A 14,274-nucleotide genomic window follows, 5' to 3' on the forward strand; every position below is an offset into this window, starting at 1 on the left:
TTAGCGGCAGAAGCGCGCGCCGTCATCCTCCAGATGCAGATGGTTGGCATGCGCGGCGTTGTAATCGGGGGACAACACCGTGCCGAACCGCCGGCAGGCGGATGCCCGCATCTGGCGCAGATAGTTGCGCGTGACCTCGTCGGCGGAGTTCCAGTCGCGCAGCACGCTGATCCGCCGCCCGTCCTTCAGCACGAAGCTGCCGACATCCACCGCATTGGCGATGGCATGCCCGGATCGCCGGTCGCCGCCACGCGTGGAGCCGACGACGTTGCGGCAGGCATAGGTGCCCATGCCCTCGACGCGCACCAGTTCCGACCCGAGCATCTGGTATGCGCCGGGGGCGACCGCATTCCTGATCCAGCCGGCAAAGGCGCGCGCGGTGCCGCAGCGCATGGCGGTGATCCCGGTCACGGGCACGCCGATGTCGGTCAACTGCACCGCCCCGAACACCCCACATCCCTTGCCGTAATCCTTGTCCGGTAGGACACGGAAATCGACGCCCTCGCGGCGCAGATCGACGAGGCATTGCGCCGTTTCCCGTGTCGAGGGCCGCGACGGTTCGCGTGCCGGCCCCGGCCGTTCCGTCCGCCCGCATGCGGCGACCAGCAGGAGCGGGATGAGAGCGGCGATCCGGAACACGCCACCCGTGTCGCCGTCCCGGCCGCGCTTGTCACCTGCTTTGAGGTCGATGGCGGTTGCGCAGTGGTGCGACGAAGAGGCGTTCGCGCATAAATATGAAACTGCGGAGGCAAGTCGCCTCGCGCCTCCGCGCGATCAATCCTCGGCAATGTGCGCCAGCAGGTCGCCCGGTTGACAGTCCAGCGCCCTGCAGATCGCCTCCAGCGTGGAAAAGCGGATCGCCTTCGCCTTGCCCGTCTTCAGGATCGACAGGTTGGCGAGCGTCAGGTCGACCTTCCCCGCCAGTTCGGTCAGCGACATGCGGCGGTCGAGCAACAGCCGGTCGAGATGGACGACGACCGCCATCAGATCGTTCCCTCGTTTTCCTCGCGCAGCCTTGCCCCTTCGCGGAACACTTCCGCCAGAACCAGCGTCAGCAGCAGCGCGAATACCCCGCCGCCGCCGAGCGGCTCGACCATGCCGAGCGCCGATGCCGGCAGGACGAAAGGTAAAAACATCTGCGCCGCATAGGCGGTCGCGATGATGCCGGCGATGATGTGCAGTCGTCGGACATTGGCAGGCGTGAAGGGATCGCCCGCCATCGTGCTGCGCAGCATGGCGATCAGCGGCAGCAATGCGCCGGCAGCTAGCGCCAGCGCCAGAATCATGACCCCGATCAACGCCGGGGCAGCGCCCGGTTGCCGGAGGTCGATCGCCGCCGAACGGACATGGACGGTTCCGAACAGGCCGGGTGCGACCCGGTCCCCGACCACGATGACGATCGAGGCGATAATGATGACGGCGACAAAACACAGGACCGCTATCAACAGGCTATACAGCAAGCCGCTGAGACAATGGGTGAAACGGGTAGCCATCAATAATCTCCCTCTCTGCGGATAGATTGAATATCGATATAGATATATTGATTGTCAATAAGTCTAATTATTGAAGATCGATATATCTGACGGGGCGTCGTTGGAGATAGCGTTGACACCTCGCCGATCGCCGCTAGGGCCGTCGGCGGGCCACGCCGCCCCAACGCGGCGCGTGCTCTCTGTGAGGAGAGATACATTGACGGATATCGTGACCGCTCCCGACGTTCGGGGTGCGCCGAAGCCCGCTGAAAAGCCGGCTCGCCCTTTCTTCAGCTCCGGCCCTTGCGCCAAGCCTCCGGGTTGGGACGCCGCCAAGCTGGCCACCGCATCGCTGGGCCGTTCGCACCGGTCGAAGATCGGCAAGCAGCGGCTGCAATATTGCATCGACTTGATGCGCGCCGCGCTGAAGCTCCCCGACACCCACCGCATCGGCATCGTCCCCGGTTCCGACACCGGCGCGTTCGAGATGGCGATGTGGACGATGCTGGGCGCGCGCCCGGTCACGACGCTGGCATGGGAGAGCTTCGGTGAGGGCTGGGTGACGGATGCCGTCAAGCAGCTCAGGATCGACCCGACCGTCATCCGCGCCGATTACGGCCAACTGCCAGACCTGACGCAGATCGACTGGTCGACGGACGTGCTGTTCACCTGGAACGGCACCACCAGCGGCGTACGCGTCCCGAATGCGGACTTCATCCCGGACGACCGCGAGGGGCTGAGCTTCGCCGACGCGACGTCGGGCGTATTCGCTTATGACATCGACTGGGCGAAGATCGATGTCGCAACGTTCAGCTGGCAGAAGGTGCTGGGCGGCGAAGGCGCGCACGGCGTCCTGATCCTAGGGCCCCGCGCGGTCGAGCGGCTGGAGAGCTACACCCCCGCCTGGCCGCTGCCCAAGGTTTTCCGCCTCGTGTCGAAGGGCAAGCTGGCCGAGGGCGTGTTCAAGGGCGAGACGATCAACACGCCGTCGATGCTGGCGGTCGAGGACGCGATCTTCGCTCTGGAATGGGCCAAAAATCTGGGCGCGGACGGGCTGATCGCGCGGTCGGACGCGAACGCCGCCGCGCTGGATGCGATCGTCGCCGGGCGCGACTGGCTGGGCCATCTCGCCGCCGATCCGGCCAGCCGATCGAAGACCAGCGTCTGCCTGACCGTCGACGGCGCCGACGAGGCGTTCATCAAGGCGATGGCGTCGCTGCTGGAAAAGGAAGGCGCGGCCTTCGACGTCGCCGGTTACCGTGACGCGCCGCCGGGCCTGCGCATCTGGTGCGGGGCGACCGTCGACACCGCCGACATCGTCGCGCTCGGGCCGTGGCTCGACTGGGCCTACGCGACCGTCAAGGCGGGCTGATCTTCTCACATATCGTTCGTGCCGAGCGCAGTCGACGCACGTTTCCGGACCCACGCCCTTCGACTGCGCTCGGGGCGAACGGAAGGATTTCACATGCCTAAAGTACTTATCAGCGACAAGATGGACCCCAAGGCCGCGCAGATCTTTCGCGAGCGCGGCGTCGAGGTCGACGAGATCACGGGCAAGACGCCCGAAGAACTGATGGCGATCATCGGCGAGTATGACGGGCTTGCCATTCGTTCCTCGACCAAGGTGACGAAGGCGATCCTCGATCATGCAACGAACCTGAAGGTCGTCGGTCGCGCCGGCATCGGTGTCGACAATGTCGATATCCCGGCGGCGTCGGCCAAGGGCGTCGTGGTCATGAACACGCCGTTCGGCAATTCGATCACGACCGCCGAACACGCCATCGCACTGATGTTCGCGCTCGCGCGGCAGTTGCCGGAGGCGGATGCCTCGACGCAGGCCGGCAAGTGGGAGAAGAACCGCTTCATGGGCGTCGAGCTGACGTCGAAGACGCTGGGCCTGATCGGGGCCGGCAACATCGGCTCGATCGTCGCCGACCGTGCGCGTGGCCTGAAGATGAAGGTCGTCGCCTTCGACCCGTTTCTGACGCCGGAGCGCGCGGTGGAGATGGGCGTCGAAAAGGTGACGCTGGACGAGTTGCTGGCGCGCGCCGACTTCATCACGCTGCACACGCCGCTGACCGACAGCACCCGCAACATCCTGTCGGCGGAGGCAATCGCCAAGACCAAAAAGGGCGTGCGGATCATCAACTGCGCGCGCGGCGGACTGGTCGACGAGGTCGCGCTGAAGGCGGCGCTTGATTCGGGGCAGGTCGGCGGCGCGGCGCTCGACGTGTTCGTGGAGGAGCCGGCCAAGGCGTCGCCATTGTTCAACACGCCCAACTTCATCTCGACGCCGCATCTGGGCGCGTCGACCACGGAGGCGCAGGTCAACGTCGCGATTCAGGTCGCCGAGCAGATGGCCGACTTCCTCGTCTCGGGCGGCGTTACCAACGCGCTCAACATGCCGTCGCTGTCCGCGGAGGAAGCGCCCAAGCTGAAGCCGTACATGCAGCTGGCCGAAAAGCTGGGCAGCTTGGTCGGGCAGCTGACCACCGGTGCGATCCCGCGTCTGTCGATCCACAGCGAGGGTGCGGCGGCGGAGCTGAACCAGAAGCCTCTGGTCAGCGCGACGCTGGCGGGGTTCCTGCGGACGCAGACCGATACGGTGAACATGGTCAATGCGCCGCTGCTGGCGCGCGACCGCGGTATCGAGGTGCGCGAGGTCAGGACCGAGCGCGAGGGCGATTACCACACGCTGGTGCGGGTATCGGTGAAGACCGCCGACGGCGAGCGGTCGGTGGCGGGCACGCTGTTCGGCGATCAGGCCCCGCGCCTCGTCGAGCTGTTCGGCATCAAGATCGAGGCCGATCTGGCCGGGCCGATGCTGTACGTCGTCAACGAGGACGCGCCGGGCTTTATCGGGCGGCTCGGCACCGCGCTGGGTGAGGAGGGGGTCAACATCGGCACCTTCCATCTCGGCCGGCGTCAAGCGGGCGGCGAGGCGGTGTTGCTGCTGTCGGTCGACGAGCCGGTGTCGGCGGCGCTGCTCGCGAAGCTGAGGGCGCTGCCGGGCGTAAAGACCGCGATGGGCCTCGCCTTCTGAGCGACTCGCTCCACAACCGCGCGAAGGTCTGGCTGGCGAAGAGCACCGGGCTGGATCACGCGACGCTCCACGTCCATGTCGGCATGCTGATATGGGTCGTGGGCGTCGCGGTTGCGGGCGATGTCGGGGCGGTATGGCCGTTGGTCGTGGCCGTCGCCGCCGAACTGGTGAACGAGGGATTCGACCGGGTGCGGACGGGGTCGTGGCGGCTGCCGGACACGATCGCCGACATCGTCAATTCGGTGCTGTGGCCGGTTATTTTGTTCGGGCTGGCGCGGACCGGAGTCATCTGACGCGACGGGCGCAGCGCGGACGCGGTTAACCGTTTTCGAAGATCGGGCATGTAAAGGCCAGTGCGCGGCGGCGAACCATTTGGCTTTGCCGTGGTTGCCGCCTAGTGATCGCGATTGCAGTCGGTTGCGACGGAGAGTCGTGGCGCGTTCGACTGGCGCAGGGGGAATGCCGGACGTGCTGGTCGTGAACACGGCGATGTTGTTGAGCGCGATGCTGCTCCGGGATGCGCCGGAGACGCTGGTGCCGACGCCGGTGATCGCGACGGAGGTCGTCGTCATCGCGCTGCCGGGCCAGCAGACCACGCCGCAGACGGTGCCGCCCGCGCCGGCCGGCGGTGGGGCGATCCAGCAGCCGGACATCGTCGTGACGGGGCGCGGTGCGTGGGAAGCGCCCGATCCGCTGAGCAAGGTCAACGAACAGGCGTTCAAGGCGACGGAGGCGGTCGACAAGGCGGTCGTCGGGCCGGTCGCCCGTGCCTACAAGCAAAAGGTGCCGAGCCCGATCCGGCGGGGCATCCACAATTTTCTCTACAATCTGCGCGAGCCGGTGGTGTTCGTGAACTTCGTGCTGCAGCACAAGATCGGCAAGGCGCTGGAAACGGTGGGGCGGTTCGCGATCAACTCGACGGTCGGCGTGATCGGCGTGTTCGACATGGCGAAGCGCAAGCCGTTCAAGCTGCCCCGGCGCAGCAACGGTTTCGCCAACACGCTGGGCTTCTACGGTGTGCCGAACGGGCCGTTCATGTTCCTGCCGCTGGTCGGGCCGACGACGGTGCGCGACCTGTTCGGCGGGGCGATCGACCGGATCGTGCTGCCGGTCACGCTCGGGCAGGGCGTCACCGATCCGAAGTTCGCGATCCCGGCTGGCGTGCTCGGTGCGCTGGATCACCGCGCGGAGTTCGACGAGACGCTGGTGCAACTGCACGACAGGGGTGGCGACCCCTACGTCAACAGCCGCGATTTCTATCTCCAGCGGCGGCAGGCGGAGATCGACCGGCTGAAGGGGCGCAGCACGGGCAGCGTGGGCGGGATGACGGAAGCCCCGACCGCACCGATCCGCGTCCGGCCGCGATCGGATGCGGTGGACCCCCCAGCGCCGGTCGAACCGGTGCCGGTTGAGCCGGCCGTTTCACCTCCTGCGGCCGCTCCGGTCGACCCGGGGCTTGTGCCGGTCGATCGCTGAGAGCGCCGGGTGCGACGTTCCCGTTGGCGCTTCCCTCACTTTAGCTTGGCAACGTAACATCCCGCACTACGGTGCGGCGCATGACAGCCCCGCGCCTCCGCTCGCCCGCGATCGTCGCAATCATCGCCCTGTTCGTGAGTGCGGGGGCAGCGAGCGCGCAGGAGGCACCGCGCCGGACCCGTGTCGGGTTGGGGCCGCAACTGGTCCCGAGCTATCCTGGCGCGGATGGCGTCAGCCTGCGCCCGTTCGTCGATGTCGTCAGCGCGCGCGGCGCAGAGTCGTTGCCGTTCGAGGCGCCGGACGAGAGTACCGGCTTTGCGGTGCTGACGCGCGGGCGGTTCGCGATCGGGCCGGCGCTGGGGTTCGAGGGCAGCCGCACCGCACGTGACGTCGGTGTCGCTTTGCCCAGGGTGGGCTTCACCGTCGAGGCGGGCGGCTTCGTGCAATATGCCCTGACGGACCAGATCCGGCTACGCGCCGAAGTGCGTCAGGGGCTCGGCGGTCACAAGGGGCTGATCGCGAATGTCGGCGGGGACTATGTCGCGCGGCACGGCGACGATTGGCTCTTTTCCATTGGCCCGCGTGTGACGTTCGCGGACGGGCGGTACCACGACGCGTTCTTCAGCGTCGCGCCGGCGGTGGCCGCGACGACGGGGCTGCCGGCGTTCGACGCGAAGGGCGGCTTGCAGGCGGCGGGCGTCACCGCCGGGTTCGTCCGGCATCTGGGGGCGCGCTGGGGCGTATCGACCTATGCCAAATACGACCGGCTGGTCGACGATCCGGCGCGATCGCCGATCGTGCGACGGTTCGGTTCGCGCAACCAGATGTCGGGCGGGTTCGCCCTGACCTATACGTTCGGGGGATGATTCGCGGTTCACGGTGAAGTCAGGCGGGCGGGTCCAGAGGCGCCGGCATTCATCGGAGTCCCGCATCATGCGTCATGTCGTCCTTATCGCCGCCGCCGCCGCCGCCGCCGCGGCCGTTCTGCCCCTGTCCGCCGCGTCGGCGGCGATCAGCGTCGGTACCTTCCTGACGCGGGCGGACGCGTTGAAGGCGCAGGGGATCGGCGCGATGCTCTCACCCGAATTCGCCGCGTTGCGTGACGAGGCGAAGGCCGCGACGCGCCAGCTCCGCGCGGAGGACGAGGCGCGCCGGGCGGCGGGCAAGCGGCCGATCGCCTGCGTGCCCGAAGGATCGTCGGTCGGCATCATGAAGATGCTCGACGGCCTGAACGCGCTGTCGCCGGCCGAGAAGAAGCAGCCGTTGAAGGACGGCTATGCGCGGGTGCTGGCGAAGCGGTATCCGTGCGGATGAACTGACGGGAGCGTGAAAAACCAGCCGCTCGGGATCGGCTCGATTCCAGGACATCGTCACCCCGGAACAGGTTCGGGGTGACGGCGGACGGTGTTCGCACGCTTCGATGCGGGAGTGGCGTCGCCTATCGCAGCACCGCTTCCGCATCGGCCAGCTGCACCTCGTGCATCATGTTGAGATAGGCGTCGAAATAGGGTTTGTGCGACGACCCGACGATCGACAGCACGCGTGCGCCGGGATGGGCGGCGAAGGTTGCGCGGATGTTGCCGACCATGCGCAGGTTCCGCACCTCCCACCAGCCGACATACTGGCGACCCCAATTCTGCGGGCTGACGTGGCGGATCGCGCGGCCGAAATCGGCCCTTATCGCCGCTTGCTGCATCTTGGGCGTGTTGAGCGTGCGATAGCTGGCGAGCATGTCCGCGGGGCCGGCATAGGGTTGCGCCTTGCTGGCCTCTACGACCGGATTGGGGGCGGACCAGATGTCCTTGATCGCGGTGCCGAAGGCGGGGTCCTCGCTCTGCACCGCATCGGATGTGTGATCGTCGACGGCGTAGACGCGCTCCAGACCGGCGCGCACGGCGAGGGCTGCACCGAGCTGGTAATTCTCGTTCGGATTCTTCGTCAGGTCGGTCAGCCGCTTGACCAGAGCGTCATCCAGACCATCGGCGGCGCGGCGCTCGTTTTCCGGCAGGCGGAGCCACTGCACCAGCGCGGACGATGGATCGTCGGCGGCGAGGAACAGGCTGGCGAGGCGGCGGCGGGCGGCGGCGGTCGGCTGTGCAGGCCATGTCGCCAGCATCGCCTCGACGAGGCCGGACGCCTCGGGAACGTCGAGGCCGGTGGCCTTCTTCGCCGCATCGGTCGAGCGGCAATACGTATCGGCGACGCCCGGATAGAGCAGCGGATAGCGGCGCAGCAGGTCGCATTGCTGGCCGGACAGCGACTCGATCGTGACGATCGTCGGCCGCCACGCGGCGACCTTGTCGAGGACGGCGGACATCCAGCCGGGCTGGAAGTCGGTCAGGCCCGACAGGTGCATCGTGCCCAGCACCAGGATCTGCGTCTTCGGGCCGGCGACGTCCGGTTTCCACGTCCGGGGATCGAACGCGGGGGTCTGTGCGTCGGCGCTGCCGACGAGCATCGCGGTCAGGGTGATCGCCCCGGCCAGCATGCGGCGTGTCATATCGATCGTCCCCCAAGGGGCCGTTCGCGCGCCCCGGTCGAGACATGCCGTATGCCGGGTCAGCCGACCAGCCCGAGTCCCACCAGCAACGCCGCGAAGGCGATCAGCGCGAGGTTCGCACCGACGAAGAGCAGGATCATCCGGATCGCTGCTCCGAAACGGCTGCAACCGTAAGCGCCGCGCAATTGCTTGTACATGTGGATCGGCACGGCGATGCCGGCCGCCGCCCAAAGCCACGCCGCCAGGATGCCGGCCATCGCCCCGAAGCTGACGATCATGCCGATCAAACTAACGAAACACAGCGAGTAGGTGATGAAGACCGCATGGTCGTACATCGTGAAGCGGCGGCTGAACGGAAAGAGCGACCACATGAACGGCAGCGACAGCGGGATCAGCGCCCACGCGAACTTATAGGCGTTGGATTGCAGCTTGTAGAGGATCAGGTTCGGGTTCTCGATCGCCTTCGACAGCCCCTTGTCGAGCCGCTTCCAGCCGGTGTGAATATCCTCGAACGAGGAACCCCCCTCCCGCCTGATGACCGACAGGGTCGATCCGACCGCCCTTTGATCTTCCTTCAGGCCGGCGATCCGCCTGTCGAGAAACAACGATCGCGCGGGGTCGGTCGCGGTTGTCCGTTGCCGCGTCAGGGCGGCGATCGTCTCGCCCTGTTCGGCGTATTTGCTCTCGAGTCTGGTCTGGAACGCCTTGCCTTCTCCGGTCGCGAACTGGGGCGCCTCCAGATGCGCGCCGATGATGCTGAGGATCGTGAACAGGACGAAGATGATGAACAGGAACAGCGCCAGCGGCGACACGAAGCGCGCCCGTTCGCCGTGCGCGTAGCGGCGGGTGAGTTCGCCCGGCCGGAAGAACAGCATCGGCAGCGTGCGCCAGATCTTGCCCTCGAAATGGAAGACGCCGTGCGCAAGCTCGTGGCCGATCGCGCCGAAGCTGCGATGGACGTGCGACGACTGGCCGCAGGCGTGGCAGAAATCGCCCAGACGTATCGTGCCGCAATTCAGGCAGAGGCCGCCTGCGCCGCCATGACCGCCGTGGTCCGCATGCTCACCGGCATGCGGCTCCACCGCGCGCGCCCACAATGCGCCGGTCGCCACATCCCCCGCGGCTGCTGCCAGGTCCCCCATCATGGGAGCGAGCCTAGCGCGGTGCGTGCGGTGGCGCGAGGGGGTTTGGCATGGTAGCGGAACGATCATGGCCGACATCGATCCCGCCGCCCTGATCGCCGACATGGGCGCCGCTGCACGCGCCGCCGCCGGAGTGTTGGCGCGGTTGCCGAAGGAGGACCGGCGCGCAGGTCTGCGGGCGGCGGCGGCGGCGTTGCGCGATGCCGTGCCGGCGATCCTCGCGGCCAATGCGGAGGACATGGCGCGGGGGATGGCGGCGGGGCTGACCCCGGCGCTGCTCGATCGGTTGCGGCTGGATGAGCAGCGGCTGATCGGCGTGGCCGACAGCGTCGAGGCGGTGGCGGGCCTGCCCGATCCGGTGGGCGAGACGATCGACACGCGCACGCGGCCGAACGGGCTGGTGTTGTCGCGTGTACGGGTGCCGATCGGGGTGATCGGCATCATCTACGAAAGCCGGCCGAACGTGACGGTCGACGCCGCCGCCCTGTGCGTGATGAGCGGCAATGCCGTGATCCTGCGCGGCGGGTCGGAGGCGGTGGCGAGCAACCGCGCGCTGCATGCGGCCTTCGCCGACGGGCTCGCGGCGGCGGGTCTGCCGCGCGACGCGGCGCAGCTGGTGCCGACGACGGACCGGGCGGCGGTGGGCGCGATGCTGACCGCGGCGGGTTGGATCGACCTGATCGTGCCGCGCGGTGGCAAGAGCCTCGTCGCGCGCGTGCAGGCGGAGGCGCGGGTGCCGGTGCTGGCGCATCTCGACGGGATCAACCACGTCTATGTCGACGCCTCCGCCGGGTTCGACACGGCGCGCAGCATCGTGCTGGACGCCAAGATGCGGCGGACGGGGATTTGCGGCGCGATGGAGACGCTGCTGATCGACCAGCGCTGGCCGCATGCCGCGCCGCTGGTCGAGGCACTGGCGGAGCGCGGGTGCGAGGTGCGCGGCGACGCGGCGATCCGGGCGGCGCTGCCGGACGTGGCGGCGGCGAGTGCGGAGGACTGGGATACCGAATATCTCGACGCGATCGCCTCCGTTGCGGTGGTCGACGGTCTGGACGGGGCGCTGGCGCATATCGCCGCGCATGGCTCGCACCATACGGACGCGATCGTGGCGAGCGATGCAGTGGTCGCGGAGCGCTTTCTGGCGGAGGTCGATTCGGCAATCGTGCTGTGGAACGCGTCGACGCAGTTCGCCGATGGCGGCGAGTTCGGGCTGGGCGCGGAAATCGGCATCGCCACCGGGCGGCTGCACGCGCGCGGACCGGTCGCCCTGGAGGGGCTGACGACGTACAAATGGCTGGGGCGCGGCACCGGGCAGGTGCGCGGTTGATGCGGGTCCGGGATCGGCGTAGCTTCGGGTGATGGAGATGACCCGGATCACCGCCGAAGTGCCCGCCGAAACCGCGTCGCTGGTCGAGGAGCTGGCGCGCAGCCGCGGGATCACGGGCGCGGAATTCGTGGCGGATGCGGTGCGGCGTGTCGCGGAACACGAGGCCGAGTTCCGGGCCTTCGTGCAGGAAGGTGTCGACGCGGCCGATCGCGGTGATGTGGTGCCGCATGCGGATGTGATGATCGAACTCGACGAGATGATCGCCAGGCACCGCGCACGATGCGCGTGAACTGGACGACTCCGGCACTCCACGATCTGCGCGAAATCGATACCTGGCTGCTCCGTGAAGCGAGCGGCAATGTCGCCGTCGAGGTCCTGACGACGATCCGGGAACGCGCGAGCGCGTTGGCGAACTTTCCGCAGATAGGGCGGCCGCATGCCGACGGTCATAGGATATTGAAGGTCGGTCATACGCCTTACCTGATCCGCTACCGGCTGGTCCCGGAGGGCGTGGACGTGCTGCGCGTGCATCACGAGCGCCAGAACTGGTCGCAGCCTTCTCGATGATCCCCACCGGCCTGCTCGGCGGATCGTTCAACCCGGCGCACCTGGGGCATCGCGGCATCACGCTGGCGGCGATGGGCGCGCTGGCGCTGGAGGAGGCGTGGTGGCTGGTGTCGCCGGGCAATCCGCTGAAGCCCGCGAAGGGCATGGCACCGCTGGCCGCGCGACTGGCGTCGGCGCGGGCCATGGCGCGGCGGGCGCCGATCCGGGCCACCGCGATCGAGGCGCGGCTCAACACGCGGTATACCGTCGACACGATCCGCAAGCTGCAACGCCGTTATCCGAAACGACAATTCGTGTGGATCATGGGCGCGGACAATCTGGCGCAATTCCACCGCTGGCGCGACTGGCGCGGGATCGCGCGCGCGATCCCGATTGCGGTCGTGGCGCGGCCGGGATATGATGGTCGTGCCCTCGCGGGTCCCGCGATGGCCTGGCTGCGGCGATATCGGCGACCGCGGTCGGCCGCGAACCGATGGACGACGTGGAGTTTGCCGGCCCTCGTGCTGTTGCGCTTCCGCCCCGATCCGACGTCCGCCACCGGCATCCGCGCCGGCGACCCCGACTGGCACCGGCGCTTTTCCTGAGCGCCGCCCGGTCCTCACAGGAGCTCCCTTGGCCACTTCCTCTCCCGTTCCCCGTTCCGCCGATCCCGAAGAGATCGAGGCGCTGCACAAGCTGGTACTGGCCTCGCTCGACGACGATCAGGCCGTCGAGACGGTGTCGATCCCGCTCGCGGGGAAATCGAGCATCGCCGATTACATGGTCATCGCCAGCGGTCGGTCGACCCGGCAGGTGGCATCGATGGCCGCCAAATTGTCCGAGCGGATCAAGGCCGAGACGGGCCGGCTGACCCGGACCGAGGGGCTGCCGACCGCGGACTGGGTGCTGATCGACGCGGGCGACATCATCATCCACCTGTTCCGTCCGGAAGTCCGCTCCTTCTACAATCTGGAGCGGATGTGGTCGTTCGGCGATGCGCCGGACCCCAGCGGCGCGACCCCGAAGACCGATCCCGCCGCGCACTGACGGCCGCCGCGCGTGCTGCTCCACGTGGTCGCGCGCGGCCGGATCGGCCGGTCGCCCGAGGCGGAGCTGGTCGATCGCTATCTGAAGCGGATCGCGTGGCCCACCAAGGTCACGGAGTTGCCCGACACGGGCGGCAAGGAACCGGCGATGCCGCCGCACGCACGACGTGTGCTGCTGGACGAGAAGGGCGAGGTGCTGGGTTCGCTCGCGTTCGCAGAGCGGCTGGGCCGCTGGCGGGACGAAGGGGTGCGGGAAACGCGTTTCCTGCTCGGTGCGGCCGACGGGTTCGGTGATGCCGAGCGCGCGGAGGCGGACATGCTGGTCTCGTTCGGGCGGGCGACCTGGCCGCATCTGCTGGCGCGTGCGATGCTGGCGGAGCAACTGTTTCGCGCGACCAGCATCCTCGCCAACCACCCCTATCACCGCGAAGGCTGATGCGGTCCGCCGTGATCCTGCTGGCGCTGCTGGCCACCGGTGGCGTCGCGGCGGCGGGGCCGAACCTCGCGGATCGCCAGCGCAGCCTGACCGAAGCCAGGCGGGCGGGAGCGGTGGCGCAGGCGCGGGCCGATCGGCTTGCGGCTGCGGCATCGGCCGAGCGCGATGCGGCGGCGAAAGCGGCGGCGGACGAACGGGCGCTGGCGGCGCGCGTCGGCGCGGCGGAGGCGGATCTGGCGACGGCGGGCGCCCGCGCCGCGCTGGTCGACCGGCTGCTGGCGGACCAGCGCGCGCGGCTGGCGACGGCGCAGGCTCCCGTCGCGCGCCTGCTCGCGGCACTCCAGTCGCTGGCGGCGCGACCGGCGATCGTCGCGGTGGCGCAGCCGGGATCCGTCGACGACCTCGTGCATCTGCGTGCTGTATTGGGTGGCGCGCTGCCGGTGATCCGCGCGCGCACCGCAGGCGTGCGGACGGAACTGGAGCGGACGCGGGGCCTGCGCGCCGATGCGGTGCTGGCGGCGCGGGCGATCGGCGATAGCCGGGCGCGGCTGGAGCGCGAGCGTCGCGAACTGGCCGCTCTGGAGGCGTCGCACCGTGGCAGGGCGCTGGCGCTGGGGCGGGGCGCGATCACCGAGTCCGATCGGGCGCTGGCCCTGGGCGAGGAGGCGCGCGACCTGATCGACCGGATGACGGAAGACGGCGAAGGGCAGGCGGTCGTCGCCGGGCTGTCGCGGCTACCCGGCCCGGTGGCGCGGCCGATGGCGGTCGGCGTGCTCGGGCCGCCCGCGCCACGGGGTGTGCTGCGGATGCCGGTCGCGGGGCGGCTGGTCACTGGCTTCGGCGAGATATCGGAGGCAGGCGTACGGTCACGCGGGTTATCGTTCGTGACTGCGCCGGGAGCGACCGTCGTCGCACCGGCAGGCGGGCGGGTGCGCTATGCGCGGCGCTTCGGCGATTACGGGATGATCGTGGTGATCGATCATGGCGATGGGTGGACCAGTCTGTTGAGCGGGCTGTCACGGGTTGGCGTGAAGGCCGGCGCGGAGGTGGCGCAGGGGCAGACGATCGGGCGCGCGGTCGGGGGTGAGCAGCTGCCTTTGACCGTCGAGGTACGGCGGCGCGGGCGGCCGATCGATGCGGCGGCGTTGGCGGGGTAGGCGCCACCTGCCGGCGCTCCCGCGCAGGCGGGAGCCCGGTGTTCTTGAAGCAGGGCTGCTGGGCTACAGGGTCCCCGCCTCCGCAGGAACACGGGGGAGCCTTCGCCTGGGGGGCGAATGGACTCGCAG

The 14,274-nt window shown here is 68.7% G+C and carries 18 protein-coding genes; 13 read left to right on the top strand and 5 right to left on the bottom strand.

What is annotated here, in order from left to right; translation table 11 throughout:
• From ASG07_RS15850 to ASG07_RS15860, 3 genes are all read right to left on the bottom strand, one after another.
• The gene (locus tag ASG07_RS15850) at positions 1 to 639 is read right to left on the bottom strand and encodes an extensin-like domain-containing protein (RefSeq protein WP_055849157.1); all 639 of its coding nucleotides are present in this window, start codon (positions 637 to 639) and stop codon (positions 1 to 3) included.
• Positions 640 to 774: 135 nt separating this feature from the next.
• Positions 775 to 984, bottom strand: coding sequence for a helix-turn-helix domain-containing protein (locus tag ASG07_RS15855; RefSeq protein ID WP_055849161.1), 210 nt, complete (start codon positions 982 to 984; stop codon positions 775 to 777).
• Positions 984 to 1,493 carry a DUF2975 domain-containing protein gene (locus tag ASG07_RS15860; protein WP_082474871.1) on the bottom strand — a complete coding sequence of 170 codons (510 nt, stop codon included), beginning with the start codon at positions 1,491 to 1,493 and terminating at the stop codon, positions 984 to 986. Before ASG07_RS15860 ends, ASG07_RS15855 begins: the two co-directional genes overlap by 1 nt.
• A gap of 196 nt (positions 1,494 to 1,689) precedes the next feature.
• On the opposite strand from ASG07_RS15860, the gene ASG07_RS15865 reads away from it, so the two are divergent.
• The 6 genes from ASG07_RS15865 to ASG07_RS15890 all read left to right on the top strand — a co-directional run bounded on the left by ASG07_RS15865 (position 1,690) and on the right by ASG07_RS15890 (position 7,305).
• On the top strand, positions 1,690 to 2,844 hold the full coding sequence (locus tag ASG07_RS15865; protein ID WP_055849168.1) for a phosphoserine transaminase: 1,155 nt from the start codon (positions 1,690 to 1,692) through the stop codon (positions 2,842 to 2,844).
• A 93-nt stretch (positions 2,845 to 2,937) separates the two neighbouring features.
• Positions 2,938 to 4,515 carry a phosphoglycerate dehydrogenase gene (gene serA / locus ASG07_RS15870; protein ID WP_055849171.1) on the top strand — a complete coding sequence of 526 codons (1,578 nt, stop codon included), beginning with the start codon at positions 2,938 to 2,940 and terminating at the stop codon, positions 4,513 to 4,515.
• 83 nt (positions 4,516 to 4,598) lie between these two features.
• Positions 4,599 to 4,808 carry a hypothetical protein gene (locus ASG07_RS15875; RefSeq protein ID WP_055849174.1) on the top strand — a complete coding sequence of 70 codons (210 nt, stop codon included), beginning with the start codon at positions 4,599 to 4,601 and terminating at the stop codon, positions 4,806 to 4,808.
• Between the two features lie 139 nt (positions 4,809 to 4,947).
• Positions 4,948 to 5,991, top strand: coding sequence for an MlaA family lipoprotein (locus ASG07_RS15880; protein WP_236694746.1), 1,044 nt, complete (start codon positions 4,948 to 4,950; stop codon positions 5,989 to 5,991).
• Between the two features lie 80 nt (positions 5,992 to 6,071).
• On the top strand, positions 6,072 to 6,857 hold the full coding sequence (locus ASG07_RS15885) for a MipA/OmpV family protein (protein ID WP_055849179.1): 786 nt from the start codon (positions 6,072 to 6,074) through the stop codon (positions 6,855 to 6,857).
• A gap of 67 nt (positions 6,858 to 6,924) precedes the next feature.
• Complete coding sequence (locus ASG07_RS15890) at positions 6,925 to 7,305, top strand: hypothetical protein (protein ID WP_236694747.1); 381 nt, start codon at positions 6,925 to 6,927, stop codon at positions 7,303 to 7,305.
• A gap of 124 nt (positions 7,306 to 7,429) precedes the next feature.
• Here the strand turns inward: ASG07_RS15890 and ASG07_RS15895 are convergent, their stop codons facing one another.
• Both ASG07_RS15895 and ASG07_RS15900 read right to left on the bottom strand, forming a co-directional pair.
• On the bottom strand, positions 7,430 to 8,491 hold the full coding sequence (locus tag ASG07_RS15895; protein ID WP_055849182.1) for a DUF5694 domain-containing protein: 1,062 nt from the start codon (positions 8,489 to 8,491) through the stop codon (positions 7,430 to 7,432).
• A gap of 59 nt (positions 8,492 to 8,550) precedes the next feature.
• Complete coding sequence (locus ASG07_RS15900; protein WP_055849186.1) at positions 8,551 to 9,636, bottom strand: DUF3667 domain-containing protein; 1,086 nt, start codon at positions 9,634 to 9,636, stop codon at positions 8,551 to 8,553.
• 64 nt (positions 9,637 to 9,700) lie between these two features.
• Here ASG07_RS15900 and ASG07_RS15905 point away from each other — a divergent pair, with 64 nt between their 5' ends.
• The 7 genes from ASG07_RS15905 to ASG07_RS18045 are packed head-to-tail and all read left to right on the top strand — an operon-like array spanning position 9,701 to position 14,145.
• Positions 9,701 to 10,960: a glutamate-5-semialdehyde dehydrogenase gene (locus tag ASG07_RS15905; RefSeq protein ID WP_055849189.1), complete on the top strand. Its 1,260-nt coding sequence runs from the start codon at positions 9,701 to 9,703 to the stop codon at positions 10,958 to 10,960.
• A gap of 37 nt (positions 10,961 to 10,997) precedes the next feature.
• The gene (locus ASG07_RS15910) at positions 10,998 to 11,249 is read left to right on the top strand and encodes a CopG family ribbon-helix-helix protein (protein WP_236694748.1); all 252 of its coding nucleotides are present in this window, start codon (positions 10,998 to 11,000) and stop codon (positions 11,247 to 11,249) included.
• A complete protein-coding gene (locus ASG07_RS15915) occupies positions 11,240 to 11,527 on the top strand; it encodes a type II toxin-antitoxin system RelE/ParE family toxin (RefSeq protein ID WP_055849195.1) in 288 nt (95 codons plus the stop codon). Before ASG07_RS15910 ends, ASG07_RS15915 begins: the two co-directional genes overlap by 10 nt.
• A complete protein-coding gene (locus ASG07_RS15920; protein WP_201781051.1) occupies positions 11,524 to 12,111 on the top strand; it encodes a nicotinate-nucleotide adenylyltransferase in 588 nt (195 codons plus the stop codon). The genes ASG07_RS15915 and ASG07_RS15920 overlap by 4 nt, the downstream gene beginning before the upstream one ends.
• A 28-nt stretch (positions 12,112 to 12,139) precedes the next feature.
• Positions 12,140 to 12,553 carry a ribosome silencing factor gene (rsfS, locus tag ASG07_RS15925; protein WP_055849198.1) on the top strand — a complete coding sequence of 138 codons (414 nt, stop codon included), beginning with the start codon at positions 12,140 to 12,142 and terminating at the stop codon, positions 12,551 to 12,553.
• A gap of 12 nt (positions 12,554 to 12,565) precedes the next feature.
• Positions 12,566 to 12,988 (top strand): 23S rRNA (pseudouridine(1915)-N(3))-methyltransferase RlmH, encoded by a 423-nt coding sequence (locus tag ASG07_RS15930; protein ID WP_055849201.1) that lies wholly within the window; start codon positions 12,566 to 12,568, stop codon positions 12,986 to 12,988.
• Complete coding sequence (locus ASG07_RS18045; protein ID WP_201781052.1) at positions 12,988 to 14,145, top strand: murein hydrolase activator EnvC family protein; 1,158 nt, start codon at positions 12,988 to 12,990, stop codon at positions 14,143 to 14,145. The genes ASG07_RS15930 and ASG07_RS18045 overlap by 1 nt, the downstream gene beginning before the upstream one ends.
• Positions 14,146 to 14,274 lie beyond the last annotated feature (129 nt).

Source organism: Sphingomonas sp. Leaf343, from assembly GCF_001423765.1.
Lineage (GTDB): Bacteria > Pseudomonadota > Alphaproteobacteria > Sphingomonadales > Sphingomonadaceae > Sphingomonas.

Coding starts and splice junctions, on each gene's coding strand:
- ASG07_RS18045 (WP_201781052.1), top strand. CDS start 12,988: ATGCGGTCCGCCGTGATCCTGCTGGCGCTGCTGGCCACCGGTGGCGTC.
- ASG07_RS15900 (WP_055849186.1), bottom strand. CDS start 9,636: ATGATGGGGGACCTGGCAGCAGCCGCGGGGGATGTGGCGACCGGCGCA.
- ASG07_RS15905 (WP_055849189.1), top strand. CDS start 9,701: ATGGCCGACATCGATCCCGCCGCCCTGATCGCCGACATGGGCGCCGCT.
- ASG07_RS15890 (WP_236694747.1), top strand. CDS start 6,925: ATGCGTCATGTCGTCCTTATCGCCGCCGCCGCCGCCGCCGCCGCGGCC.
- ASG07_RS15910 (WP_236694748.1), top strand. CDS start 10,998: ATGACCCGGATCACCGCCGAAGTGCCCGCCGAAACCGCGTCGCTGGTC.
- ASG07_RS15915 (WP_055849195.1), top strand. CDS start 11,240: ATGCGCGTGAACTGGACGACTCCGGCACTCCACGATCTGCGCGAAATC.
- serA (WP_055849171.1), top strand. CDS start 2,938: ATGCCTAAAGTACTTATCAGCGACAAGATGGACCCCAAGGCCGCGCAG.
- ASG07_RS15875 (WP_055849174.1), top strand. CDS start 4,599: ATGCTGATATGGGTCGTGGGCGTCGCGGTTGCGGGCGATGTCGGGGCG.
- ASG07_RS15885 (WP_055849179.1), top strand. CDS start 6,072: ATGACAGCCCCGCGCCTCCGCTCGCCCGCGATCGTCGCAATCATCGCC.
- ASG07_RS15920 (WP_201781051.1), top strand. CDS start 11,524: ATGATCCCCACCGGCCTGCTCGGCGGATCGTTCAACCCGGCGCACCTG.
- ASG07_RS15855 (WP_055849161.1), bottom strand. CDS start 984: ATGGCGGTCGTCGTCCATCTCGACCGGCTGTTGCTCGACCGCCGCATG.
- ASG07_RS15895 (WP_055849182.1), bottom strand. CDS start 8,491: ATGACACGCCGCATGCTGGCCGGGGCGATCACCCTGACCGCGATGCTC.
- ASG07_RS15860 (WP_082474871.1), bottom strand. CDS start 1,493: ATGGCTACCCGTTTCACCCATTGTCTCAGCGGCTTGCTGTATAGCCTG.